This window comes from Limnohabitans sp. Rim8 (genome assembly GCF_943326455.1).
Taxonomy (GTDB): domain Bacteria; phylum Pseudomonadota; class Gammaproteobacteria; order Burkholderiales; family Burkholderiaceae_C; genus Limnohabitans_A.
Map to the genome: position 1 here is coordinate 156,581 of NZ_CALPTI020000003.1, position 22,705 is coordinate 179,285.

The following is a 22,705-nucleotide window of genomic DNA, read 5'->3' on the forward strand; positions in this document are numbered from 1 at the left end:
AACCCGCTATTTTAAGAGTTTGCGGAGGGCTTGGGGCTGAATCTGTTGGGCGGCGTGGCCTCTGGCTGCGGTCATCGCTGAGAGGGTGGTTGAGGTGGTGACGTTGAGGGGGCCACCATGTCGCCGATCAACTCCAAGCGCATCAAGGGCTCTTGCAGTGCAAACAGGCGGTATTTCATTTGCAAAGGCAAGGGCAGCAACTCGCCCCAGCGGTGGGACAACCAGCTGCAGTCTTGTAGCCGCCAAGCTTCGGCCCAGTGGGGCACCTGGCTGGGCTGAGCGCTCAGCTGGGTCAGGGCCTCGTGCATTTGTGCAGACAGATGTTGCAGGTCTTCGGGCACTTGAACAGACGGCTCAGGGGGGAGGGCTTTGACTTGGCCTGTCCACAAGCCGTCGCTGCGCTGACGCGTGTTGTGGATGCTGATTTTTTCTATGCCTCGGCACCAGACCCTGACCAGCCCGGCTTGGGGCCGCTCAATCCGCTCAATGTGCACCCGCGTGCCCAGGGTTTCAAACTGCTCGGCGCTGGCCCCTGGGCGGTGCACTTCACGGCCTTGGGTGAGCGTGACCACAGCAAAGCCGGTGCCTTGCCGTTCACATTCGCCGATCATTTGCAGGTAGCGCAATTCAAACAATTGAAGAGGCAATAAAGCACCAGGAAACAGCACCGTGCCCAATGGGAAAAGGGGCAGTTCCGTCGGGGTCATGTGGTTAGGGGCAGGGCTTGAAGGCATCTGGGTATCATCGCACGAGCAGGAGAAAAATCGATGTGGTTTCAAATGGTCAGTTTGGTTTTGGACGTGGTGGCAGGTTTGTTGGCAGGCACGTGCTTGCTGCGTTTGCTGATGCAGCGCCAACGCATTTCGTTTCACCAGCCCGTGGGCCGATTCGTGTTTGCACTGAGCGATTGGCTGGTGCTGCCTTTGCGCAAAATAATCCCGTCTTGGTCGGCATGGGACTTGTCCAGTCTGGCGGGGGCTTGGCTGATCAAGCTGGCTCAGGTGTCCTTGTTGTGGCTGGTGTCTGGAGGCCACGCGCCGTGGTTTTTGTTGCCTTGGTTCAGTATTTTGAGTTTGCTTCAGCTGATGGTCTCAGCGCTGAGCGCTTTGGTCTTGGTCTACGCGGTCATGTCGTGGATCAGCCCTCACTCGCCATTGAATGACTTGGTATTGAAGCTGGTGGAGCCGATTTTGCGTCCGATTCGACGCGTTATGCCGCTCATTGGCGGCATTGATTTATCGCCTTTGGTCTTGCTCTTGGCCCTGCAAATGGTGGGCATTGTTTTGATGGGTCTGCAGATGGGTGGTTTGCGCTGAGGCGACGTTTTCGCGCAGCCCCCCGCGCCATGCAAAAGGCCCTCCATGGAGGGCCTTTTGCATGGCGCGAGCGCACTTGATCAACTGACTGCATCGGCTGGCTGGCGCTGCAGCATGGCCAAAGTGGTGGCGATGGTCTTGCGCAGTTCACGGCGGTCGCAGATGAAGTCCACCGCGCCCTTGCTTTGCAAGAACTCGGCGCGCTGAAAGCCTTCAGGCAGGGTCACGCGCACGGTGCTTTCGATCACACGGGGGCCGGCGAAGCCAATCAGGGCTTTGGGCTCGGCAATGACCACATCGCCCAAGAAGGCAAAGCCAGCCGACACGCCGCCCATGGTGGGGTCGGTCAGCACGCTGATGTAGGGCAGGCCTTTTTTGGCCAGTCGCGTCAGCGCCGCGTTGGTCTTGGCCATTTGCATGAGCGAGAGCAGGCCTTCTTGCATGCGTGCACCACCCGTGGCGGTGAAGCACACGAAAGGCACCTTTTGTGCGATGGCAGTTTCCACGCCGCGCACAAAACGCTCGCCCACAACCGAACCCATGGAGCCGCCCATGAAATCGAATTCAAAGCAAGCCACCACCAGATTGATGCTGTGCACCGAGCCGCCCATGACCACCAGAGCATCGGTCTCACCGGTGTTGTCCATGGCCTCTTTCAGGCGCTCGGGGTACTTGCGGCTGTCTTTGAACTTGAGCGGGTCCACCGGCACGACTTCTTGACCGATCTCGTAGCGGCCTTCACCGTCCAAGAAGGCGTTCAGGCGAGCGCGAGCACCGATGCGCAGGTGGTGCGAGCAGCCTGGGCAAACATTGTGGTTTTCTTCCAGGTCGGTTTTGTAGAGCACCGTTTCGCAGCTTGGGCACTTGACCCACAAGCCTTCCGGCACCGTGCGCCGATCGGCCGGGTCGGTGTGCTGGATCTTGGGTGGGAGCAGTTTTTCGAGCCAACTCATGAGGGGATCTCCTTGTGCGGCGAATTATCGTTGAAACCTCGGTCGGCCTGTTCAGGCGTCCAGAGCTTGGCGAATACCGCGCAAAAAATCAGACGCCACCGCGTTGACCTGATCGGCAGGGGCCGCGTCGATCAGCTGAATCAAGCGCGAGCCGATCACCACCGCGTCGGCCACCTTGCTGATCGCCTTGGCGGTTTCTGCATCGCGAATGCCAAAGCCCACGCCGACTGGGACGCTCACATGTTGGCGGATGCGCGGCAGCATGGCTTCGACCGCATCGGTGTCGAGAGTGCCCGAACCGGTCACGCCCTTGAGCGATACGTAGTAAACGTAGCCACTGGCCACTTTGGCCACTTGTTGCATGCGTTCATCGGTGCTGGTGGGGGCCAGCAAAAAGATCAGGTCCATGCTGTGGGCACGCAGCTTGGCCGCAAATTCCACGCACTCCTCAGGGGGGTAATCCACGATCAGCACGCCATCTACGCCGGCGGCAGATGCGTCGCGAATGAAGCTGTCAGCACCGTGTTTTTGGTCGTAGCGCTCCACCGGATTGGCGTACCCCATCAGCACCACCGGAGTGGTGGTGTTGGTCTGGCGGAACTCGCGCACCATGGCCAGCACCTGCACCGTGCCAATGCCCAGCGCCAAGGCCTTGTCCCCCGCTTTTTGGATGACCGGGCCGTCGGCGGAGGGGTCCGAAAACGGTACGCCCAGCTCGATGATGTCTGACCCGGCTTCGGCCATGGCGTGCATCAGTGACACGGTGGTGTTCTGCTGGGGGAAACCGGCCGTGACATAAGGGATCAGGGCTTTGCGGCCGTGGGCTTTCAGGGCGGAGAGGGTGGCGTCAATGCGGCTCATGTTCTGGCCCTCACTTCACAAAATTCACGGGCTGCTCGCCACCTTTGACCGATTGGCCTTGGCAGCTGGGGCGGCAATAGAAATCGGCGTTGGACAGATCGGCCACCGTGCCGATGTCTTTGTCGCCGCGACCCGAGAGGTTCACCAGAATGGATTGATCCGTGCGCATGGTTTTGGCCAACTTCATGGCATAGGCCACGGCATGGCTGGACTCCAGCGCAGGGATGATGCCTTCGGTGCGGCACAGGTAGTGAAAGGCCTCGAGTGCTTCTTTGTCGGTGATGCCCACATATTCAGCACGGCCGATGTCCTTCAGGAAAGCATGCTCGGGGCCCACACCGGGGTAGTCCAAACCCGCGCTCACGCTGTGCGTCTCGGTGATTTGGCCGTTCTCATCTTGCAGGATGTAGGTGCGGTTGCCGTGCAGCACGCCGGGACTGCCCAGTTGCAGCGAGGCCGAGTGCTTGTTCGTATCCAAGCCTTCGCCCGCCGCTTCCACGCCGATCAGTCGGGTTTTTTCGTGCGGGATGTAGGGGTAGAAGATGCCCATGGCGTTGCTGCCACCGCCTACGCAAGCGATCACCGCATCGGGTTGCTGCTCCGCCATTTGGAGTGTCTTGAACATCGCGGGCATTTGCGTCAGGCACTCTTCGCCGATCACGCTTTGGAAATCACGCACCATCATGGGGTAGGGATGCGGGCCGGCCACGGTGCCGATGATGTAGAAGGTGTTGTCCACGTTGGCGACCCAGTCGCGCATGGCTTCGTTCAGGGCGTCTTTGAGGGTTTTGCTGCCCGACTCCACGGGCACCACCGTTGCGCCCAGAAGCTTCATGCGGTAGACGTTGGGGCTTTGCCGTTTGACGTCTTCGGCGCCCATGTACACCACGCATTCCAGCCCATAGCGGGCACAGATGGTGGCGGTGGCCACCCCATGCTGGCCTGCGCCGGTCTCGGCAATGATGCGAGGCTTGCCCATGCGCTTGGCCAGCATGGCCTGACCGATGGTGTTGTTGATCTTGTGGGCGCCGGTGTGGTTGAGGTCTTCGCGCTTCAAGAAAATCTGTGCGCCGCCCATTTCACGGCTCATGCGAGCCGCGTGGTAAACGGGGGAGGGGCGGCCCACAAAGTGCGCCAGCTCGGACTTGAACTCGGCGATGAAAGCCGGGTCGTGCTGGTACTGGGCGTAAGCGGCCTTGAGTTCGTTGATGGCGTGGGTCAGGGTTTCGCTGACGAAGCTGCCGCCATAAATGCCGAAATGGCCTTTGAGGTCGGGTTGTTGGTAATCAAACATGGTGTGGTGCTCAGTTGGTGCGGGGCCGCTCGGTGCTTGCAAGCCTGAGGCACTGCAAGCGGGATCCAAGCGGACCGAAAATGATCAAAAGTGAAGGGTGCTGTCAGCGGCGCGCACCGCTTGGACAAACTGCCGCATTTTGTCGGCATCTTTCAGGCCCTTGCCTGCTTCGATGCCCGAGCTCACGTCAACAGCCAGAGACAGGCCATGCGTGTGCAGCGCCCGTATGCCATCGCCCACGTTTGCAGGTGTGAGTCCACCAGACAAAACGAGGTGAGCATTGACGTTTGGTGGCAGGAGTGACCAATTGAATGTTTGTCCGCCGCCGCCGTATCCGTCGACATGGGCGTCGAGCAAGAGGGCTTGGGCTGCGTGATGAAAGAGCGCAAATTCTAGCAAGTCGAAGTCATGGACCGCGGACAGGGGGATTCGGGCGGCTTTGAGATGAGGGCGGCCAGTGCGCAGCGTCATGGCCGCACAAAACTCGGCCGATTCGTCACCATGAAACTGCAGCAAAGCGCCCGGCACGGCTGCGCAAGCGACTTCAATGCGCTCAGGCGTCTCGTTGACGAAGAGCAATACCGGCGTCACAAAAGCAGGCAGCAGGCGAGCCAGCTCGGCTGCGCGCTCGATGCTCACGCTGCGCGGGCTGGGCGGATAGAGCACAAAACCGATGGCATCTGCCCCAGCGGCGCAGGCGGCCAGCACGTCAGCTTCGCGGGTGAAACCGCACATCTTGATGCGGGTGCGTTGCTGCGGCGCGGTGAGGTCAGTCGTGTTGGCTAGGCTCATGGCAACCAATCAAAAGCAGGGGTGGTGTCGGGCAAGCCCCATTCAGGGCTGTAAATTGGCCCTGCAAAGTACAGGCCGTCGGGCGAAAAAGTAGGGGCAGCGGCATCGCGGCTTTGGGCCAGCAGCACCTCGCGCATCCAGTCGGGGTGCTGGTGGCCCTGGCCAATCGTCACCAAGCAACCCATGATGTTGCGGATCATGTGGTGCAAGAAAGCGTTGCCTTCAAACTCAAAGCGCCAATAAGCACCGTGCCTGGTGATCCGGATGTGCCTCAGGGTTTTGATGGGCGACAGGGCCTGACAGCTGCTGGCCCTGAAAGATGAAAAATCGTGTTCGCCAAGCAAATGCTGGCTGGCTTTGCGCATGCTTGCCTCGGCCAAGGGGCGGTACACCCAGCCAACACGGCCGCTTTCTAGACTGGGCCGCACAGCCGAGTCGAGCACGACATAGATGTAGCGCCTGCCCGTAGCACTGGCCCGGCAATGAAAGCTTTCGGGCATCACCTGCGCCCATTGCACGGCGATGTCGGAGGGCAAGTAGCGGTTGGTGCCGCGCACCCAAGAATGCGTGTCGCGGTCCAGCTCGGTGTCAAAGTGCACCACTTGCATCAGGCCATGCACCCCCGCATCGGTGCGGCCGGCGCACAAAGTGCTGATGCGGGGCACATCTGCAAATTTGGACAAGGCCTTTTCAAGCTTGTCCTGAATCGTCAGCCCCGTGGACTGGCTCTGCCAGCCTTGGTAGGCCGTACCTGTATAGCAGATGCCCAGCGCCAGTCTCATCGTGCAGGCCTTTGGAGTGCCCAGCGCATGAACAGCCCACGCCAGGTGTTCAGTGCACAGGAGACGCAGATCATGTTGAGATCAGGCGTCCAACAAGATGCGCAGCATGCGGCGCAGCGGCTCGGCCGCGCCCCACAGCAGCTGATCGCCGATGGTGAAGGCGCCCACATACTCAGGCCCCATGGCCAGTTTGCGCACACGACCCACAGGAATAGTCATGGTGCCGGTCACGGCCACGGGCGTCAGATCTTTGATGGTGGCTTCGCGGGTGTTGGGCACCAGTTTGACCCACTCGTTGTCGGCGGCGATCATGGCTTCTATGTCGGCCACGGGCACGTCTTTTTTGAGTTTGAAGGTCAGGGCCTGGCTGTGGCAGCGCATGGCGCCCACGCGCACGCAGAAACCGTCCACCGGAATGGCCGCTGAATTGAATGCTTCGCCAAGGCCCAAGATCTTGTTGGTCTCAGCCATGCCTTTCCACTCTTCCTTGGACATTCCGTTGCCGAGATCTTTGTCGATCCAAGGAATCAAGGAGCCGCCCAGTGGCACGCCAAAGTTGGCGGTTTCAGACGTCGTGAGTGCGCGTTGCTTGGCCACGACCATGCGGTCGATCTCCAAGATGGCACTTTTGGGGTCATCCAGAAGGGCTTTGACTTCGGCGTTCAGGGTGCCGTATTGGGTCAGCAGCTCTCGCATGTGCTGTGCACCGCCGCCCGACGCCGCTTGGTAAGTCTGGGTGCTCATCCACTCGACCAAACCGGCTTTGTACAGGGCGCCCACGCCCATCAACATGCACGACACGGTGCAGTTGCCACCCACCCAGTTTTTGCCGCCGTTGGTCAGCGCGTTCTTGATCACGGGCATGTTGACCGGATCCAAGATGATGACCGCATCCTTATCCATGCGCAGGGTCGACGCTGCATCAATCCAGTGGCCGTTCCAGCCCGCAGCGCGCAGCTTGGGGAACACTTCAGAGGTGTAGTCACCGCCTTGGGCGGTGATGATGATCTCGCAGCGCTTGAGTTGCTCGATGTCGAAAGCGTCTTGCAGCGTGGTTTCGTTCTTGGCCATCGCAGGGGCTTTGCCACCTGGGTTCGATGTGGAGAAGAACAATGGCTCGATCAGGTCAAAGTCTTTTTCCTGAACCATCCGGTCCATCAACACCGAGCCGACCATGCCGCGCCAGCCAACCAAACCTACTAACTTGCTCATTTCAACGCCCTTTCAGTTTTTAAAACAGTGTCAGACCAGACTGTTTGCCCGGCTCGTCTGGCCGGGGGGGCGCACGACGAACCAGACTGGATCAGCCCTTAATGGTCGTGGTTTTTGTGGAAATCGCACCCATGACTGCATGCACCTGAGCGGTGGTTGCAGGGTTCCAAGAGAACGCACATGGGTTAAACATAGGCGGTGATTGTAACGGATGGCCTTGTGCGGACCTGACAAAGCCTCGGTCGATCTGCGCGTAAACCCTTTGTCTTCAGCTTGTTGGCGCTGTCTATACTTTTCGCAAGGAAAAATGCATGACTTCACAACAATTGATCTTGAGCTTGGTGCTGGCCACCATGGTGTTTTCGGTGTCGCTGGAGTTGCGGATTGATGACTTCAGGCGGGTCGCTAAAACCCCGCGAGCCGTCTTGTGTGGCTTGATTCCTCAGTTCATTCTGTTGCCAGTGGGCACCTGGCTGGCCACGCTGGCGCTGGATTTGCCCGCCAATGTGGAGGCGGCCATGATTTTGGTGGCGGCCTGCCCGGGCGGTAGTTTGAGCAACGTGATCACCCACATGGGACGGGGTAACACCGCGCTGTCGGTCAGTATCTCTGCCGTGGCCAGTTTGATTGCGCTGTTTGCCACCCCGTTCAACTTCAGCTGGATGATTGCGGCCAACCCTGAAACCGCTTCTTGGCTGCGCGAGTTGTCGATCGACCCGTCAGGCATTTGGCTGAGTTTGTTGATGGTCCTGGGCATCCCGCTGGCGCTGGGTTTGCTGTTTTCGCACCGGCTGCCTGCCCTCACACAGCGCATCCGCAAGCCGTTGGGTAACTTTGCCGTGGGCGCTTTGATTTTGTTCATCGTGGCGGGACTTATCAAGGAGCGGCAACTGCTGACCTTGGGCCTCTTGCCCACCTTGTTGCTTGTGGTGTTGCACAACGCCAGCGGCTTGTTTTTGGGCTGGGCCACAGCCAAAGCCATGCGCATGAGCGAGCGTGACCGCAGGGCCATCATGATCGAAGGCGGGATGCAGAACTCGGGCCTTGCGCTGGGCATCATTGCTTTGCAGTTTGGCAGCGATCTGGGCATGGTCACACTGGCCAGCCTGTGGGGCATCTGGCACATCGTGAGTGGCTTGGGTTTGGCCTTTTATTGGAAGAGAAAAGATGCTCGATTGCTTGATTAAGAATGGCACCGTGGTGGACGGCACGGGTGCGCCCGCCCGTGTGGCCGATGTAGGGGTGCGCGGGGGCCGCATTGTGGCGGTCGGCCAGGTGGACGAACCCGCCCTGCAAACCGTGGACGCCACAGGCCTGTGGATCACCCCCGGTTTTGTGGACATCCACACCCACTACGACGGGCAAGTGACCTGGGACGAGTGCTTCACACCCAGCATTTACCACGGGGTGACCACGCTGCTCATGGGCAACTGCGGTGTGGGCTTTGCCCCCAAACGACCGGGCCACGAGGGCGACCTGATCAAGCTGATGGAGGGCGTCGAAGACATACCGGGTGCCGCGCTGCACGAGGGCATCCGCTGGAACTGGGAAAGCTTTTCGCAGTACATGGACGCGTTGGCCGTCACGCCGCGCAGTCTGGACTACTTGGTGCAAGTGCCGCATGACCCCTTGCGCATGTATGTGATGAAGGAACGCGCCCTGGCCCACGAGAAGGCCACCGCGCAAGACATTCAGGCCATGCGTACGCTTTTGCGCGAAGCCCTGCAGGCTGGCGCCGCCGGGTTCAGCACCGGGCGCAGCGACAACCACCGGACCTCCGAGGGCAAGGACACCCCTGCCGCGAATGCTGGCAACGACGAATTGACGGGCCTGGCACAGGCCTTTGAGGGCTTAAGCCACGGCGTGGTGCAGATCGTGAGCGACTTCAACCTGTTGAACGGCCCCGATCAGTTCGACGCAGAGTTCGACAGCGTGGAAGCGCTGGCTCGGGCCAGTGGCAAGCCGGTGTCCATGACCTGGCTGCAACGCGACCCGGGCGGTGAGCAGTACCTCAAAATTCAGCAGCGGGTCGAAGCTGCGGTGCAAGCGGGCCTGCCGCTGTACATGCAGACGGCAGTTCGCGGCATCGGCGTGCTCAACGGGCTGGACGCCAGCTTTCACCCCTTCATGGGATTCCCGTCTTACAAAGAGGTGGCGCATTTGCCTTTGGCCGAGCGCGCACAGGCGCTGCGCGATCCGGCCCGCAGGGCGCGTATCTTGTCCGAAAAATCCGAGCGTTTGGCGGGTGATGGCAGCGCCATACCGCCCTTGGTAGACATTTTGTTGGCCAAGATCGACCAGATCAGTGGGCGCATGTTCGCGCTGGAGGACACGCTCAATTACGAACCCTCGGTGATGCAGAGCTTTCTGGTACGGGCCAAGCAGGCGGGCATCACGCCACTGGAGGCGATTTACGACCACCTGAGTGCAGGCCCAGGCGAAGGCCTGATTTATTTCCCAATTTTCAATTACAACGAGGGCTCGCTCGACACGGTGCGCCGCATGCTGGCCCACCCCAGAGCGCTCAGCAGCCTGAGTGACGCGGGTGCGCACGTGGGCACGGTGTGTGACGCCAGCTTTCCGACTTTCATGCTCACGCACTGGGTGCGTGACCGAGGTCGTGACGATATCCCACTTGAAACAGCGGTAGAGATGCTCACGAGCCGCAATGCCCGGTACCTGGGATTGTCAGACCGAGGCGTGATCGCGCCGGGCATGCGTGCCGACCTGAACGCCATCGACCCCAAACGCCTGAGTGTGGGCCTGCCCCGCCTGGTGCGCGACTTGCCTGCAGGCGGTAAGCGCTTTGTGCAAAAGGCCCAAGGCTATGTGGCCACCTGGGTGGCAGGCGAGCAGGTGCAATGCGAAGGCGAGATCACCGCGGCCCGCCCGGGGCGCTTGGTGCGCATGGGTCAGGCCTGAGGACGGTTAAAAACAAAGCCCGGCCACCTTTGCAGGTGCCGGGCTTTTTTATGGGCGCAGGTCGATCAGCCGAGGGCTTTAACCACCGCATCGCCCATTTGCGCGGTGCCCACTTTGGTCGTGCCTTCGCTGTAAATGTCGCCCGTGCGCAGGCCTTGGGCTAACACTTTTTGCACAGCCGCTTCGATGCGCTGGGCCGCTTCGGGCTGGTTCAGGCTGAAGCGCAGCATCATGGCGGCTGACAAGATGGTGGCCAGCGGGTTGGCCACGCCTTTGCCAGCGATGTCGGGGGCGCTGCCGTGGCTGGGCTCGTAAAGGCCTTGGTTTTTTGTGTTCAGGCTGGCCGATGGCAGCATGCCGATGGAGCCCGTCAACATAGAAGCTTCGTCGCTCAGGATGTCGCCAAACATGTTCCCGGTGACCACCACGTCAAAGCGCTTGGGTTCCTTGACCAGTTGCATGGCGGCGTTGTCCACATACATGTGGTCCAGCGCGATGTCGGGGTACTCTTTGCCCACTTCGGTGACCACGTCTTTCCAAAACTGGAAGGTCTCGAGCACGTTGGCTTTGTCCACGCTGGTCACGCGGCCCTCGGTGCCTGCGGCCTTGCGCTTGCGGGCGGCCTGGAAGGCCACATGCGCGATGCGTTCGATCTCGGGCTTGGAGTAGCGCATGGTGTCAAAAGCTTCTTCCGAGCCGGGGAAGTGACCGTCGGTCGCGATGCGGCGGCCACGAGGCTGGCCAAAGTAAATGTCACCCGTCAGCTCACGGATGATGAGGATGTCTAGACCTGAAATCAACTCGGGCTTGAGGCTCGATGCACCCACCAACTGCTCGTAGCAAATGGCAGGGCGGAAGTTGGCGAACAGGCCCATGTTTTTACGCAGTCCCAAAATCGCTTGCTCTGGGCGCAGGGGGCGGTCGAGCTTGTCGTATTTCCAGTCACCGACTGCGCCAAACAACACGGCGTCGCTGTCCATGGCCAATTTCAGCGTGGCTTCGGGCAGGGGATGGCCAAAGGCGTCGTAGGCCGCGCCACCGACCAGGGCGGTTTCCATCTCGAACTTCAGGTCGAGCGTGTTCAGGACTTTGACGGCTTCGGCGACGATTTCGGTGCCGATGCCATCACCGGGAAGGACTGCGATTTTCATGGGGGTTCCAGTGATTATTGGAGGGCTCAAGCATTGACGGCGGTGTGCGCCAGCCAAGGCTTCGTAGCCAAGCGCTCGGCTTCATAGGCCTTGATCTTGTCGGCGTGGCGCAGGGTCAGGCCGATGTCGTCCAAGCCGTTGAGCAGACAGTACTTGCGAAAGGGCTGCACCTCGAAGGGGATCTCTTCGCCTTGGGGGCGCACCACCGCTTGGCGTTCCAGATCCACCGTGAGTTCGTAGCCGGGGAAGGCTGCCACTTCGTTGAACAGCAGGTCCACGGCGGCCTCGGGCAAGACGATGGGCAGCAGGCCGTTTTTGAAGCAATTGTTGAAGAAGATGTCGGCAAAGCTGGGCGCGATCACGCAGCGAAAGCCGTATTGGTCGATGGCCCAGGGAGCGTGTTCGCGGCTGGAGCCGCAACCGAAGTTCTTGCGGGCCAACAGGACTTTGGCCCCTTTGTAACGTGGCTGGTTGAGCACGAAGTCTGGGTTGGGCTTGCGCTGACTTTCGGGCACGCCGGGTTGGCCGACATCGAGGTAGCGCCATTCGTCGAACAAGTTAGGGCCAAAACCGGTCTTGCGGATTGACTTGAGGAATTGTTTGGGAATGATGGCGTCGGTGTCCACGTTGGCGCGGTCCATAGGTGCCACGATGCCTTGGAGGAGGGTGAATTTCTGCATGGTGTGATTTCCCGGTCGCTTCAGGCGAATTTGCGGATGTCAACAAAGTGGCCGTGCACGGCTGCAGCTGCGGCCATGGCGGGGCTGACCAGGTGGGTGCGGCCACCCGCACCTTGACGGCCTTCGAAGTTGCGGTTGCTGGTCGAGGCACAGCGCTCGCCGGGCTCCAGGCGGTCGGCGTTCATGGCCAGGCACATGGAGCAGCCGGGCTCGCGCCACTCAAAACCTGCAGCCTTGAAGATCTCGTGAAGACCTTCGCGCTCGGCTTGTTCTTTGACCAAACCCGAACCGGGCACGACCATGGCCAGTTTGACGTTTTTGGCCACTTTTTGACCGAGCTTTTTGACCACAGCTGCGGCTTCGCGCATGTCTTCGATGCGGCTGTTGGTGCACGAGCCGATGAAGACCTTGTCGATGGTGATGTCTGACAAGGCTTTGCCGGGCTGCAGGCCCATGTAAGTCAATGCACGTTCAATGGCGTCGCGCTTGACCTCGTCTTTTTCTTTGTCGGGGTCGGGCGTGTGGCCGTCGATGCCCAGCACCATTTCGGGCGAGGTGCCCCAGGTGACTTGCGGCACGATGGCGCTGGCGTCCAGCTCGACCACGGCGTCAAAATGCGCGCCGGGGTCGGACTGCAGAGTCTTCCAGTAGGTCACGGCCTGGTCCCACTCAACGCCTTTGGGCGAGAGCAAACGGCCTTTGACGTACTCGATGGTTTTTTCGTCCACCGCCACGAGGCCCGCACGCGCGCCACCTTCGATGGCCATGTTGCAGACCGTCATGCGGCCTTCCATGGAGAGGCTGCGGATGGCCGAGCCTGCGAATTCGATGGTGTAGCCCGTGCCGCCCGCGGTGCCGATCTTGCCGATGATCGCCAGCACGATGTCTTTGCCGGTGATGCCTTTGGCCAGGTTGCCCTCGACCTTGATGAGCATGTTCTTGGCTTTTTTGGCCAAGAGCGTTTGAGTGGCCATGACGTGCTCGACTTCGGAGGTGCCGATGCCGTGGGCCAGTGCGCCAAAAGCGCCATGGGTGGAGGTGTGCGAGTCGCCGCAAACCACGGTCATGCCGGGCAGGGTGGCACCGTTTTCAGGGCCAATGACATGCACGATGCCTTGGCGCTTGGACAGAAAGGGGAAGAAGGCGGCAGAGCCGAACTCCTTCATGTTGGCATCCAGCGTGGTGATTTGTTCTTTGCTGATCGGGTCGGTGATGCCGTCGTAACCCAGCTCCCAGCCAGTGGTTGGGGTGTTGTGGTCGGCGGTGGCGACGATGGAGCTGACACGCCAGACTTTGCGGCCCGCTTGGCGAATGCCTTCGAAGGCCTGGGGGCTGGTGACTTCGTGCACCAAATGGCGGTCGATGTAGAGAACGGAGGTGCCGTCTTCTTCGGTGTGGACGACGTGTTCGTCCCAGATTTTGTCGTAGAGTGTGCGGGCCATGGGGGTTCCTTGCTGTGCAGCCTGCCATTTTATGCGGTTCGCAGGCTTTCAAAGTCACTCTTGCGCGCGAGCCGTCAAGCATCGCGTAGGCTTGTGACGCCAGCGCCGTGGCCCGCCAGGCCTCATCGGTCGCTTCGCGCCAGCAAATCGGCCTGCCGGGCCACGGCACTGCCACCACATCGGGATGTCGACAACACAAAGATGTAAAAAAAGCCCGCACAAGGCGGGCTTTCGTTATTCGGTGGTTCACCGATCAACGCATCACATCGCGGCGAGGTGAGCCGGTGAACAACTGGCGAGGGCGACCGATTTTGTACTCGGGGTCGCTGATCATTTCGTTGAGCTGGGCGATCCAGCCGACGGTACGTGCCAGAGCGAACACACCCGTGAAAAGGTTCACTGGAATACCGATGGCGCGCTGCACGATGCCGGAGTAGAAGTCCACATTGGGGTAAAGCTTGCGGCTGACGAAGTAATCGTCTTCCAGAGCAATCTTTTCCAAGGCCTTGGCCAACTTGAACAGCGGGTCGTTTTCGAGGCCCAATTCCTTCAAAACTTCGTCGCAAGTCTCTTGCATCAGTTTGGCGCGTGGGTCGTAGTTTTTGTACACGCGGTGACCGAAGCCCATGAGCTTGACGCCGGAGTTCTTGTCTTTGACCTTTTCCATGAATTCGCCGACTTTGGTGATGCCGCCCATGCGCTGGATGTCTTCCAGCATGTTCAGGCAAGCCTCGTTGGCGCCGCCGTGCGCAGGGCCCCACAGACAGGCCACGCCCGCAGCGATGGCCGCAAATGGGTTGGTGCCGGAAGAACCGCAGAGGCGAACTGTGGAAGTCGAGGCATTTTGCTCGTGATCTGCATGCAAAGTGAAGATGCGGTCCATGGCGCGCTCGAGCACCGGGTTGACCACATAGTCTTCGCAAGGAACGCCAAACATCATGCGCAAAAAATTACCAGAATAGCTCAGGCTGTTTTGCGGGTACATGAAGGGCTGGCCCACACCGTATTTGTAAGCCATGGCCACGAGCGTGGGCATTTTGGCGATCAGGCGGATCGCGGCGATGTGCCGATGCTCCGGGTTGTTGATGTCGGTGCTGTCGTGGTAGAAAGCCGACAAAGCGCCAATCAGGCCCGTCAAAACGGCCATGGGGTGTGCATCACGACGGAAGCCACGCAGGAAAAACTGCATCTGCTCGTTGACCATGGTGTGCTGGTTGACCAGCTTGTGGAAGTCCTTGCTTTGCTGGCCTACAGGGAGTTCACCGTTTAAAAGCAGGTAGCACGTGTCCAGAAAGTCGGCCTTTTTAGCCAATTGTTCGATGGGGTAACCACGGTAGAGCAACTCGCCTTTGTCACCATCGATGTAGGTGATGGCCGATTGGCACGATGCGGTGGACAAGAAACCCGGGTCGTAAGTGAACATGCCGCTTTGACCATACAGCTTGCGGATGTCAATGACGTCCGGACCGATGCTGCCAGAGTAAACGGGCATTTCGACACTGGGGCTGCCATTGGAGAACGACAGGGTGGCTTTATTATCGGCAAGTTTCATGGTGGGTTTCCTATTAGTTTCCAGGTGAGAACCTTTTCGGGTTCACGCTCTCAGCATGTTCAGGACTTCATGCACCTCATCGGTGCTGATCTCGCCCTGCAATTCCTTTCGGCGCAGCAGCAAGTCCATGAGATCGTTGTCTGACAGGTCCATCAGCACATACATGCCTCTGGCCTGGCCCACCGTCATGCCATCGGCATGGCGGTTGAAAAATCGCTCAATGAACAAATCATTCTCGAGCAAGCCGCGGCGACTGCGCCAGCGCAGCTTGCTGAGAGACCGCTCGCTCAAAAGCGCTTGACGGTCTGCGTCGACCAAAGACGCATCTTCGAGCAGCGGTGTGACGGTCATCAGACGGCCCGACGAACCATCATCTCTTTGATCTTACCGATCGCCTTGGTGGGGTTCAGACCCTTGGGGCAGACATCGACGCAGTTCATGATCGTGTGGCATCGGAACAATCGATAAGGGTCTTCCAAGTTGTCAAGGCGCTCGGCCGTGGCCTCGTCGCGGCTGTCAGCAATGAAGCGGTAAGCCTGCAGCAAACCAGCGGGGCCGACAAATTTGTCAGGGTTCCACCAGAAGCTGGGGCAGCTGGTGGAGCAGCTGGCGCACAAGATGCATTCGTACAAGCCGTTCAGCTCGTCGCGCTCTTCTGGGCTTTGCAAGCGCTCGGTTTCGGGCGGAATGGTGCTGTTGATCAAGTAAGGCTTGATCGAGTGGTATTGCTTGAAGAACTGGGTCATGTCCACGATCACGTCGCGGATCACGGGCAGGCCGGGCAGCGGTTTCAAAACGATGGTGCCGGGCAGGGTGTTCATGTTGGTCAAACATGCCAAACCGTTTTTGCCGTTGATGTTCATCGCATCCGAGCCACACACACCTTCGCGGCAAGACCGGCGGAATGAAATGCTGGGGTCAACGGCCTTGAGCTTCATCAGGGCGTCGAGCAGCATGCGTTCGTTGCCGTCCAGCTCAACCTGGATGGTTTGCATATAGGGCTTGGCGTCCTTGTCAGGGTCGTAGCGGTAGATCTGAAAAGTGCGTAGGGTCATGAAAGAACTCCTGGTGTATTCGGTGGTGGACCGCCGCCCAATGTGGCGGTCCCGGCAATTTTTAGAAAGTGCGAACCTTGGGAGGCACGGAGTCCACAGTCAGGGGCTTGAGCTTGACTGGCTTGTAGGTCAGGCTGTTGTCGGCGCTGTGCCAAAGGGTGTGCTTCATCCAGTTGGCGTCGTCGCGGCCCAATGGGGCTGTGGCGTCGTCCACTGGGCGCTCGTAGTCGCTCACGGTGTGGGCGCCGCGGCACTCTCGGCGGGCTGCGGCAGACACCATGGTGGACTGCGCGGCTTCGATGAGGTTTTCCACTTCCAGCGCTTCGATGCGGGCGGTGTTGAACACTTTGGAGGTGTCCTTCAGGCCAATCGCATTGACTCGGTCGCGGATAGCGGCGATCTTTTGCACGCCTTCGTCCATGGAGGCTTGGGTGCGGAAAACGCCAGCATGTTGCTGCATGGTGGCACGCATGTCATTGGCCACGTCTTGGGCGTATTCACCGCCACGGCCTTCGAGTTTGTTCAAGCGCTCCAGGGTGCGGTCGGTGGCATCTGCTGGAAGGTCTTTGTGGGATTTGGTCTTGGAGGCGAAGTCGACGATGTGGTTGCCCGCTGCGCGGCCAAACACCAGCAGGTCGAGCAGCGAGTTGGTGCCCAGGCGGTTGGCGCCGTGCACCGACACGCAAGAGCATTCACCCACGGCGTACAAGCCGTTGACCACGGCGTTGTGGTCGGTGGCGCTTTGCGTCACGACCTGGCCGTTGATGTTGGTCGGGATGCCGCCCATCTGGTAGTGGATGGTGGGCACCACTGGGATCGGCTCTTTGGTGATGTCGACGTTGGCGAAGTTGACGCCGATTTCGTACACCGAGGGCAGGCGTTTGTGGATGGTGTCGGAGCCCAGGTGGTCGAGCTTGAGGAACACGAAATCCTTGTTGGGACCGCAGCCACGGCCTTCCTTGATTTCCTGGTCCATGCAGCGAGACACAAAGTCACGCGGGGCCAAGTCTTTCAGAGTGGGGGCATAGCGCTCCATGAAGCGCTCGCCATTGCTGTTGAGCAAGATCGCGCCTTCGCCACGGCAGCCTTCGGTCAAAAGCACACCAGCACCGGCCACGCCGGTGGGGTGGAATTGCCAGAACTCCATGTCTTCCAAAGGTATGCCCGCACGAGCGGCCATGCCCAGACCGTCGCCGGTGTTGATGAATGCGTTGGTGGAGGCGGCATAAATGCGGCCAGCGCCACCGGTCGCCATGAGGACTGTTTTGGCGTGCAAAACATGCAGGTCGCCGGTTTCCATCTCCAGGGCCGTGACGCCCACCACATCCCCTTCGGCGTCGCGGATCAGGTCGAGCGCCATCCACTCCACGAAGAAGCTGGTTTTGGCGGCGACGTTTTGCTGGTACAGGGTGTGCAGCATGGCGTGACCGGTGCGGTCAGCGGCAGCGCAAGCACGTTGAACAGGCTTTTCGCCGTAGTTGGCGGTGTGGCCGCCAAATGGACGTTGGTAAATGGTGCCGTCTGGGTTGCGGTCAAAAGGCATGCCCATGTGCTCCAAGTCATAGACAACTTTGGGCGCTTCGCGGCACATGAATTCGATTGCATCTTGGTCGCCGAGCCAGTCGGAACCCTTGATGGTGTCGTAGAAGTGGTAATGCCAGTTGTCATCCGACATGTTGCCCAAGCTGGCACCGATGCCGCCTTGGGCCGCGACAGTGTGCGAACGGGTAGGAAACACTTTGGACAGGACGGCTACATTGAGACCCGCGCGGGCCAGTTGCAGCGAGGCACGCATGCCCGAACCACCGGCACCGACGATCACGACGTCAAATTTGCGGGTGGTGATTTTGTCTTTGGTATAGCTCATGGGTAAATGGGTAGGTGTGGATTCAGCACAATGAAAGTGAGGGCTGACGCATCAAAGGCGCCACAGGGCCTGAACAGACCAGCCAGCACAGCCGATCAGCCAGACAAGGGTGAAAACATGCAAAACAAGGCGAACTGCCAAAGGTTTGACATAGTCCATCCAGATGTCGCGCATGCCCACCCAGACGTGGTAAAGCAAAGCGATGATCACGGAAAAAGTCAGGACCTTCATCCACTGAGAAGCAAAAATGCCTGCCCATTCTTCGTAACCAATAGGACCCGTGGTGAAGATCACTTGGCCCAGCAAGACCACAGTGAACAAAGCCATCAGGGCCGCAGTCACACGTTGGGCGAGCCAGTCACGAAAGCCGTAGCCAGCACCGGTCACGATGCGTTTGGAGCCGTAGTTCACAGACGACATGGTTGGATTCCTTGTTGTTATGGGGGGTGGACGTGAGATCAGTACAAGCCGAACAGCTTGGCAGCCAGAACGGCGGTCAAGCCCAAGCTCAACACCAAGGTGAACACCGCTGAGGATTTGCCGAATTCCTTGCTCACGGCATGAAAAGCGTCCATGTAAATGTGACGAATACCCGCAATAAAGTGGTGCAAATAAGCCCAAATCAAGGCCAGGGCTACCAATTTGAAGAACCAGCCCGGCACAAAACCGATGCCCAGACTGAATGCGGCGGAGAGTTTTGCGAATGAAATCTCTGAAGTAATGGAGTTGTCAAACATCCAGATGATCAAGGGCATCAGCACAAACATCAAAAAGCCACTGATGCGGTGCAGGATGGAGACGATGCCGGCGGCCGGCAGGCGGTAAGTTGGCAGGTCTTTGAGGGCGTTGATGTTGCGGAATTCAGGCCGCTTGCGGGCGAGTTCAGTCATGTGTTTACTTTCTGGGTGTAACGCGTTCGTGACATGGATAACAAACCGTTGGATTCTATTGCAACGCAGCAAACTGACATGAGCATTTCAGTGACAGTTTGAACAATTTTGTGGGTCGTGTGGTTATTTCAATTCAATGCGTTGTGATAGTGGTGTGTGTCGGTGCGATAGAAGCCGCGTCGCAACTCCATCGGGGTGTCGTTGTAGGTGTAGGCTATGCGTTCCACACTCAATAAAGGACTGTGGACCGGTAAATGGAGCAATTCCCTTTGCGTTTTGTCAGGTAAGACCGCCCTGATTTTTTCATCAGCCCGCACCATGCGAACACCGAATTCGGTTTCAAAAAGCGCGTACATCGGACCGTTGTAATCAGACAGTCTCTCGGCAGTCAAACCTTTGAAGGGCGCGCCCGGCAACCACAAGTCCTCTAGGATGGTGGGCACATTTGCAAACGAAAGGACGCGCCTGACTTGCAGCACGGTGTCTCCTGCGCGCAGAGCCAATGCGCGGGCGATTTCGGCTGTGGCCCTCAGGCGCTTGCAGTCCACGATGTGGCGTTGCGCAGGTCCTTCGGTGTTGAGGTCGCCTTGGTCGGGAACCAGTTTCAAAAACCGGTACTGCACCTGGTGCTCGGCGTGGGTGGCCACAAAAGTGCCCTTGCCCTGCTTGCGGATCAGCAGGTGTTCGTTGGCCAATTCATCGATGGCTTTTCGCACCGTGCCTTGGCTGACGCGGAAGCGCGAGGCCAATTCCATTTCGCTGGGGATGGATTCGCCGGGCCTCCATTCGCTGGCTTGAAGGCTTTGCAGGATCAAACCTTTGATCTGCTGGTAAAGCGGGCTGAAAGCAGGGGTGGCAAGGGACGGGTCGATCGTTCCTGCGGGTGCTTCGTTCAAAGTCATGTGGTCGTTCATGGAGAAAGCAAGGCGTGTGTGCCGATTGCAGATCAGGTAAGACATCATATCTTATATAAGACATAAGACAAATTGACGATTTGGGGTTTTCGCGGGTACACTCTGTGGCTGTTTGCTTGCGCCCCAGGCTTTATAAATGTCAGGTGGCGTGGGTCCGGTTCACCGGATGGCCCTGCTGGCACGGATGTTGGCAAAAGGCTGCAAACCTTGTTTTCAATCATTCGGAGTTTTCCACCATGAGCAAAAAGCCCGTCCGCGTTGCCGTTACAGGTGCAGCAGGTCAAATCGGTTACGCATTGTTGTTCCGCATCGCCTCGGGCGAAATGCTGGGTAAAGACCAGCCCGTCATCTTGCAGTTGCTCGAAGTACCCGTTGAAGGCCCCCAAAAAGCCTTGCGCGGCGTGATGATGGAGCTCGAAGACTGTGCTTTCCCCTTGCTGGTGGGCATGGAAGCCCATGGTGACCCGATGACTGCATTCAAGGATGTGGACTACGCTTTGTTGGTCGGTTCGCGCCCACGCGGCCCAGGTATGGAACGTGCCGAATTGCTGGCCATCAACGGCGCTATCTTCACGGCCCAGGGCAAGGCCTTGAACGCCGTTGCCTCGCGTGATGTCAAGGTTCTGGTGGTGGGGAACCCCGCCAACACCAACGCCTACATTGCCATGAAGGCTGCACCTGACTTGAAGCCTGGCAACTTCACCGCCATGCTGCGCCTGGACCACAACCGCGCCCTGTCTCAAATCGCTGCCAAAACCGGCAAAGCCGTGGCCGACATCGAAAAACTGTGCGTCTGGGGCAACCACTCGCCCACCATGTACGCCGACTACCGTTTCGCCACCATCAAGGGCGAGTCGGTCAAGGCCATGATCAATGACCAAGAGTGGAACGCCAACGTGTTCTTGCCCACCGTGGGCAAGCGCGGCGCGGCCATCATTGAAGCCCGTGGCCTGTCTTCTGCCGCCTCGGCAGCCAACGCTGCGATCGACCACATGCGCGACTGGGCCTTGGGCACCAACGGCAAGTGGGTCACCATGGGCATCCCATCGCAAGGCTGGTATGGCATCCCCAAAGATGTCATGTTCGGCTTCCCTGTCACTTGCGAAAACGGCCAGTACAAAGTGGTTGAAGGTCTGGAAATCGACGCTTTCAGCCAAGGCTGCATCGACAAGACGCTCAAAGAGCTGACCGACGAGCAAGCGGGCGTTGCCCACCTGATCTGATTGCCTTTGAGAGACACTCAGTGACTCATCCTGGCGACGTCCTGTTAGGAGCGCAAGCCGGCCGTGTGCAGTTGCCGGTTTGCGACCATTACAGCGGTGTCGAAGCGAGGATGCGCAAAAGCTTGCAGTTGCAAGCCGACATGACGCAAGAGTTTGGAACTTGCGTTTTTGATGTCACTTTGGATTGTGAAGATGGTGCGCCTGTGGGCGGAGAAGCTGAGCATGCTGTGCTCGTCACCGAGTTGGCTTTGAGCGCAGCACCTGAGGCCCGCGTGGGTGTGCGCGTTCATCCCGTTGATCACCCCAGTTTTCAGGCCGATATGGCCACCATCGCAGGCCAAGCGGGGCATCGATTGAGTCACATCATGGTGCCCAAGATTGAGTCGGTGACCGATGTGCAGCAGGCAGAGCAGGCCTTGATCGAAGCGGGGGCCCGCGATCTGCCATTGCATGTGCTGATCGAATCACCCGCTGCAGTGCACCGTGCCTTTGAGATTGCTGCGCACCCGCGTGTGCAATCGATCAGCTTTGGACTGATGGACTTTGTGTCTGCGCATGGCGGTGCCATTCCTGCCGAAGGCATGGGCATAGAGGGGCAGTTCACCCATCCGCTTGTTTTGCGTGCCAAGCTTGCGATTGCCAGTGCTTGCCATGCCCACGGTAAAGTGCCTTCGCATTGCGTGGTGACCAAGTTCAAGAACACCGATGCCATTCGCATGGCGGCTCAAAAAGCGACCCGTGAGTTGGGTTACACCCGAATGTGGAGCATCCACCCCGACCAAATTCATCCGATTTTGGCGGCCATGGCCCCCAGCGAGGCTCAGATCGAACAAGCCGCTCAGATCATCTTGGCGGCCCAAGCTGCAGAGTGGGCACCGATCAGCCATGCGGGTCAATTGCACGACCGCGCCAGTTACCGTTTTTTTTGGCAATTGATCAACCGCGCCCACCAGACGGGTTGTTTTTTGCCGCCTGAGGTGCAGTTGTTCTTTGATGCTTCTGCGGCCAGGGGACACGCAAAATGAGTCAGATTTCTTGGGCTCGTTGGCTCTGCTGCGTGATGCCTTTGGTGGCAGTTTCAGTCCATCCCTCTTCGGCGCAGAGTCCAGTCCATGTTCCAGCCAAGACCAACTCCAAACCCCAAGCTAAACCCCATTCCAAGCCGGCGACAGCAGCAACTAAAAACAAAGTGGCCCCACAACATGTGGTTTCCCCGGACATCACAGCCCAATTGCAAGCTTTGGCTGCCGCCGAAGCCGCTGCCCGCGCTGCCGCGTTGATGGCATCAAGCACCTCGTTGGCCCCAGAGATGCCGGCGTCCGCAGCGACTGCGCAGCCCACTGCAGTTGTGCAGCCTCAGCCAGCGTCTGCCATTGAGCGATCGCCAATGCCGTCACCAGAAGCAGTTGTGTTGCCCACCCTGATACCAGAGCTGTTGATTGCCCAACAAATTCACCAGGGCCATTTGCCCTGCGAGCTGGGTGCCAGCGTTCGCATTGAAGCCGATGCCACGCAACCCGGTTTTTTCCATGTGCATGGCAAAGGCTTTCGCTACCGGATGTTCCCTGTTCAAACCAGCACAGGCGCCCTGAGACTGGAAGATAAAAAAGCGGGCGCTGTTTGGCTTCAATTGGCCAACAAATCCATGTTGATGGACCAAAAAAGGGGCCGACGTCTGGCCGATGAATGCGCTCACCCTGATCAGTTGGCTTTTGCCGAAACCATGAAAACCAATCCCCCGCCCAGCCTGATTGACACCAAAGGCATGGGGCGATAACCCTTGAAACCTTGATTTACCG

23 protein-coding genes are annotated in these 22,705 nt (G+C 59.1%); 6 read left to right on the forward strand and 17 right to left on the reverse strand.

Features of this window, described 5'->3' with window-relative positions:
• Positions 1-71 precede the first annotated feature (71 nt).
• Positions 72-734 carry an LON peptidase substrate-binding domain-containing protein gene (locus Q1M54_RS03280; protein WP_300553834.1) on the reverse strand — a complete coding sequence of 221 codons (663 nt, stop codon included), beginning with the start codon at positions 732-734 and terminating at the stop codon, positions 72-74.
• Between the two features lie 33 nt (positions 735-767).
• Here Q1M54_RS03280 and Q1M54_RS03285 point away from each other — a divergent pair, with 33 nt between their 5' ends.
• Positions 768-1,316, forward strand: coding sequence for a YggT family protein (locus tag Q1M54_RS03285; protein WP_300553836.1), 549 nt, complete (start codon positions 768-770; stop codon positions 1,314-1,316).
• 80 nt (positions 1,317-1,396) lie between these two features.
• Here Q1M54_RS03285 and accD read toward each other — a convergent pair whose 3' ends face one another.
• The 6 genes from accD to asd all read right to left on the reverse strand — a co-directional run bounded on the left by accD (position 1,397) and on the right by asd (position 7,210).
• Positions 1,397-2,269 (reverse strand): acetyl-CoA carboxylase, carboxyltransferase subunit beta, encoded by an 873-nt coding sequence (accD, locus tag Q1M54_RS03290; RefSeq protein WP_300553838.1) that lies wholly within the window; start codon positions 2,267-2,269, stop codon positions 1,397-1,399.
• Between the two features lie 51 nt (positions 2,270-2,320).
• The gene (gene trpA, locus Q1M54_RS03295; protein ID WP_300553841.1) at positions 2,321-3,130 is read right to left on the reverse strand and encodes a tryptophan synthase subunit alpha; all 810 of its coding nucleotides are present in this window, start codon (positions 3,128-3,130) and stop codon (positions 2,321-2,323) included.
• A gap of 10 nt (positions 3,131-3,140) precedes the next feature.
• The gene (gene trpB / locus Q1M54_RS03300; RefSeq protein ID WP_300553844.1) at positions 3,141-4,424 is read right to left on the reverse strand and encodes a tryptophan synthase subunit beta; all 1,284 of its coding nucleotides are present in this window, start codon (positions 4,422-4,424) and stop codon (positions 3,141-3,143) included.
• 84 nt (positions 4,425-4,508) lie between these two features.
• Positions 4,509-5,216: a phosphoribosylanthranilate isomerase gene (locus Q1M54_RS03305; RefSeq protein ID WP_300553847.1), complete on the reverse strand. Its 708-nt coding sequence runs from the start codon at positions 5,214-5,216 to the stop codon at positions 4,509-4,511.
• Complete coding sequence (gene truA, locus Q1M54_RS03310; RefSeq protein WP_300553850.1) at positions 5,213-5,998, reverse strand: tRNA pseudouridine(38-40) synthase TruA; 786 nt, start codon at positions 5,996-5,998, stop codon at positions 5,213-5,215. The genes Q1M54_RS03305 and truA overlap by 4 nt, the downstream gene beginning before the upstream one ends.
• An 81-nt stretch (positions 5,999-6,079) precedes the next feature.
• Positions 6,080-7,210 carry an aspartate-semialdehyde dehydrogenase gene (asd, locus tag Q1M54_RS03315; RefSeq protein WP_300553853.1) on the reverse strand — a complete coding sequence of 377 codons (1,131 nt, stop codon included), beginning with the start codon at positions 7,208-7,210 and terminating at the stop codon, positions 6,080-6,082.
• Between the two features lie 311 nt (positions 7,211-7,521).
• Here asd and Q1M54_RS03320 point away from each other — a divergent pair, with 311 nt between their 5' ends.
• Positions 7,522-8,397 carry a bile acid:sodium symporter family protein gene (locus tag Q1M54_RS03320; protein WP_300553856.1) on the forward strand — a complete coding sequence of 292 codons (876 nt, stop codon included), beginning with the start codon at positions 7,522-7,524 and terminating at the stop codon, positions 8,395-8,397.
• Positions 8,378-10,132 (forward strand): amidohydrolase family protein, encoded by a 1,755-nt coding sequence (locus Q1M54_RS03325; protein WP_300553859.1) that lies wholly within the window; start codon positions 8,378-8,380, stop codon positions 10,130-10,132. Before Q1M54_RS03320 ends, Q1M54_RS03325 begins: the two co-directional genes overlap by 20 nt.
• Before the next feature lie 65 nt (positions 10,133-10,197).
• Here Q1M54_RS03325 and leuB read toward each other — a convergent pair whose 3' ends face one another.
• The 10 genes from leuB to Q1M54_RS03375 all read right to left on the reverse strand — a co-directional run bounded on the left by leuB (position 10,198) and on the right by Q1M54_RS03375 (position 19,683).
• Positions 10,198-11,283, reverse strand: coding sequence for a 3-isopropylmalate dehydrogenase (leuB, locus tag Q1M54_RS03330; protein ID WP_300553862.1), 1,086 nt, complete (start codon positions 11,281-11,283; stop codon positions 10,198-10,200).
• A gap of 26 nt (positions 11,284-11,309) precedes the next feature.
• A complete protein-coding gene (gene leuD, locus Q1M54_RS03335) occupies positions 11,310-11,963 on the reverse strand; it encodes a 3-isopropylmalate dehydratase small subunit (RefSeq protein WP_300553865.1) in 654 nt (217 codons plus the stop codon).
• 20 nt (positions 11,964-11,983) lie between these two features.
• The gene (leuC, locus tag Q1M54_RS03340; protein ID WP_300553868.1) at positions 11,984-13,405 is read right to left on the reverse strand and encodes a 3-isopropylmalate dehydratase large subunit; all 1,422 of its coding nucleotides are present in this window, start codon (positions 13,403-13,405) and stop codon (positions 11,984-11,986) included.
• Between the two features lie 253 nt (positions 13,406-13,658).
• The gene (locus Q1M54_RS03345) at positions 13,659-14,957 is read right to left on the reverse strand and encodes a citrate synthase (RefSeq protein WP_300553870.1); all 1,299 of its coding nucleotides are present in this window, start codon (positions 14,955-14,957) and stop codon (positions 13,659-13,661) included.
• A gap of 42 nt (positions 14,958-14,999) precedes the next feature.
• Complete coding sequence (locus tag Q1M54_RS03350) at positions 15,000-15,308, reverse strand: succinate dehydrogenase assembly factor 2 (protein WP_300553873.1); 309 nt, start codon at positions 15,306-15,308, stop codon at positions 15,000-15,002.
• Entirely contained in the window at positions 15,308-16,012 is a 705-nt protein-coding gene (locus Q1M54_RS03355) for a succinate dehydrogenase iron-sulfur subunit (protein WP_019427020.1), read from the reverse strand. Before Q1M54_RS03355 ends, Q1M54_RS03350 begins: the two co-directional genes overlap by 1 nt.
• A gap of 61 nt (positions 16,013-16,073) precedes the next feature.
• Positions 16,074-17,879 (reverse strand): succinate dehydrogenase flavoprotein subunit, encoded by a 1,806-nt coding sequence (gene sdhA, locus Q1M54_RS03360; protein ID WP_300553878.1) that lies wholly within the window; start codon positions 17,877-17,879, stop codon positions 16,074-16,076.
• Between the two features lie 51 nt (positions 17,880-17,930).
• Positions 17,931-18,299, reverse strand: coding sequence for a succinate dehydrogenase, hydrophobic membrane anchor protein (sdhD, locus tag Q1M54_RS03365; RefSeq protein ID WP_300553880.1), 369 nt, complete (start codon positions 18,297-18,299; stop codon positions 17,931-17,933).
• Between the two features lie 38 nt (positions 18,300-18,337).
• Positions 18,338-18,769, reverse strand: coding sequence for a succinate dehydrogenase, cytochrome b556 subunit (gene sdhC / locus Q1M54_RS03370; RefSeq protein WP_300553882.1), 432 nt, complete (start codon positions 18,767-18,769; stop codon positions 18,338-18,340).
• Positions 18,770-18,897: 128 nt separating this feature from the next.
• Positions 18,898-19,683: a GntR family transcriptional regulator gene (locus Q1M54_RS03375; protein ID WP_300553885.1), complete on the reverse strand. Its 786-nt coding sequence runs from the start codon at positions 19,681-19,683 to the stop codon at positions 18,898-18,900.
• 236 nt (positions 19,684-19,919) lie between these two features.
• Here Q1M54_RS03375 and Q1M54_RS03380 point away from each other — a divergent pair, with 236 nt between their 5' ends.
• The 3 genes from Q1M54_RS03380 to Q1M54_RS03390 all read left to right on the forward strand — a co-directional run bounded on the left by Q1M54_RS03380 (position 19,920) and on the right by Q1M54_RS03390 (position 22,683).
• On the forward strand, positions 19,920-20,906 hold the full coding sequence (locus tag Q1M54_RS03380; RefSeq protein ID WP_300553887.1) for a malate dehydrogenase: 987 nt from the start codon (positions 19,920-19,922) through the stop codon (positions 20,904-20,906).
• 110 nt (positions 20,907-21,016) lie between these two features.
• The gene (locus Q1M54_RS03385) at positions 21,017-21,931 is read left to right on the forward strand and encodes an aldolase/citrate lyase family protein (RefSeq protein WP_366146247.1); all 915 of its coding nucleotides are present in this window, start codon (positions 21,017-21,019) and stop codon (positions 21,929-21,931) included.
• A gap of 164 nt (positions 21,932-22,095) precedes the next feature.
• Entirely contained in the window at positions 22,096-22,683 is a 588-nt protein-coding gene (locus tag Q1M54_RS03390) for a hypothetical protein (protein ID WP_366146246.1), read from the forward strand.
• The last annotated feature ends 22 nt before the right edge of the window (positions 22,684-22,705 follow it).

Coding starts and splice junctions, on each gene's coding strand:
- Q1M54_RS03280 (WP_300553834.1), bottom strand. CDS start 734: ATGCCTTCAAGCCCTGCCCCTAACCACATGACCCCGACGGAACTGCCC.
- Q1M54_RS03285 (WP_300553836.1), top strand. CDS start 768: ATGTGGTTTCAAATGGTCAGTTTGGTTTTGGACGTGGTGGCAGGTTTG.
- accD (WP_300553838.1), bottom strand. CDS start 2,269: ATGAGTTGGCTCGAAAAACTGCTCCCACCCAAGATCCAGCACACCGAC.
- trpA (WP_300553841.1), bottom strand. CDS start 3,130: ATGAGCCGCATTGACGCCACCCTCTCCGCCCTGAAAGCCCACGGCCGC.
- trpB (WP_300553844.1), bottom strand. CDS start 4,424: ATGTTTGATTACCAACAACCCGACCTCAAAGGCCATTTCGGCATTTAT.
- Q1M54_RS03305 (WP_300553847.1), bottom strand. CDS start 5,216: ATGAGCCTAGCCAACACGACTGACCTCACCGCGCCGCAGCAACGCACC.
- truA (WP_300553850.1), bottom strand. CDS start 5,998: ATGAGACTGGCGCTGGGCATCTGCTATACAGGTACGGCCTACCAAGGC.
- asd (WP_300553853.1), bottom strand. CDS start 7,210: ATGAGCAAGTTAGTAGGTTTGGTTGGCTGGCGCGGCATGGTCGGCTCG.
- Q1M54_RS03320 (WP_300553856.1), top strand. CDS start 7,522: ATGACTTCACAACAATTGATCTTGAGCTTGGTGCTGGCCACCATGGTG.
- Q1M54_RS03325 (WP_300553859.1), top strand. CDS start 8,378: ATGCTCGATTGCTTGATTAAGAATGGCACCGTGGTGGACGGCACGGGT.
- leuB (WP_300553862.1), bottom strand. CDS start 11,283: ATGAAAATCGCAGTCCTTCCCGGTGATGGCATCGGCACCGAAATCGTC.
- leuD (WP_300553865.1), bottom strand. CDS start 11,963: ATGCAGAAATTCACCCTCCTCCAAGGCATCGTGGCACCTATGGACCGC.
- leuC (WP_300553868.1), bottom strand. CDS start 13,405: ATGGCCCGCACACTCTACGACAAAATCTGGGACGAACACGTCGTCCAC.
- Q1M54_RS03345 (WP_300553870.1), bottom strand. CDS start 14,957: ATGAAACTTGCCGATAATAAAGCCACCCTGTCGTTCTCCAATGGCAGC.
- Q1M54_RS03350 (WP_300553873.1), bottom strand. CDS start 15,308: ATGACCGTCACACCGCTGCTCGAAGATGCGTCTTTGGTCGACGCAGAC.
- Q1M54_RS03355 (WP_019427020.1), bottom strand. CDS start 16,012: ATGACCCTACGCACTTTTCAGATCTACCGCTACGACCCTGACAAGGAC.
- sdhA (WP_300553878.1), bottom strand. CDS start 17,879: ATGAGCTATACCAAAGACAAAATCACCACCCGCAAATTTGACGTCGTG.
- sdhD (WP_300553880.1), bottom strand. CDS start 18,299: ATGTCGTCTGTGAACTACGGCTCCAAACGCATCGTGACCGGTGCTGGC.
- sdhC (WP_300553882.1), bottom strand. CDS start 18,769: ATGACTGAACTCGCCCGCAAGCGGCCTGAATTCCGCAACATCAACGCC.
- Q1M54_RS03375 (WP_300553885.1), bottom strand. CDS start 19,683: ATGAACGACCACATGACTTTGAACGAAGCACCCGCAGGAACGATCGAC.
- Q1M54_RS03380 (WP_300553887.1), top strand. CDS start 19,920: ATGAGCAAAAAGCCCGTCCGCGTTGCCGTTACAGGTGCAGCAGGTCAA.
- Q1M54_RS03385 (WP_366146247.1), top strand. CDS start 21,017: ATGCGCAAAAGCTTGCAGTTGCAAGCCGACATGACGCAAGAGTTTGGA.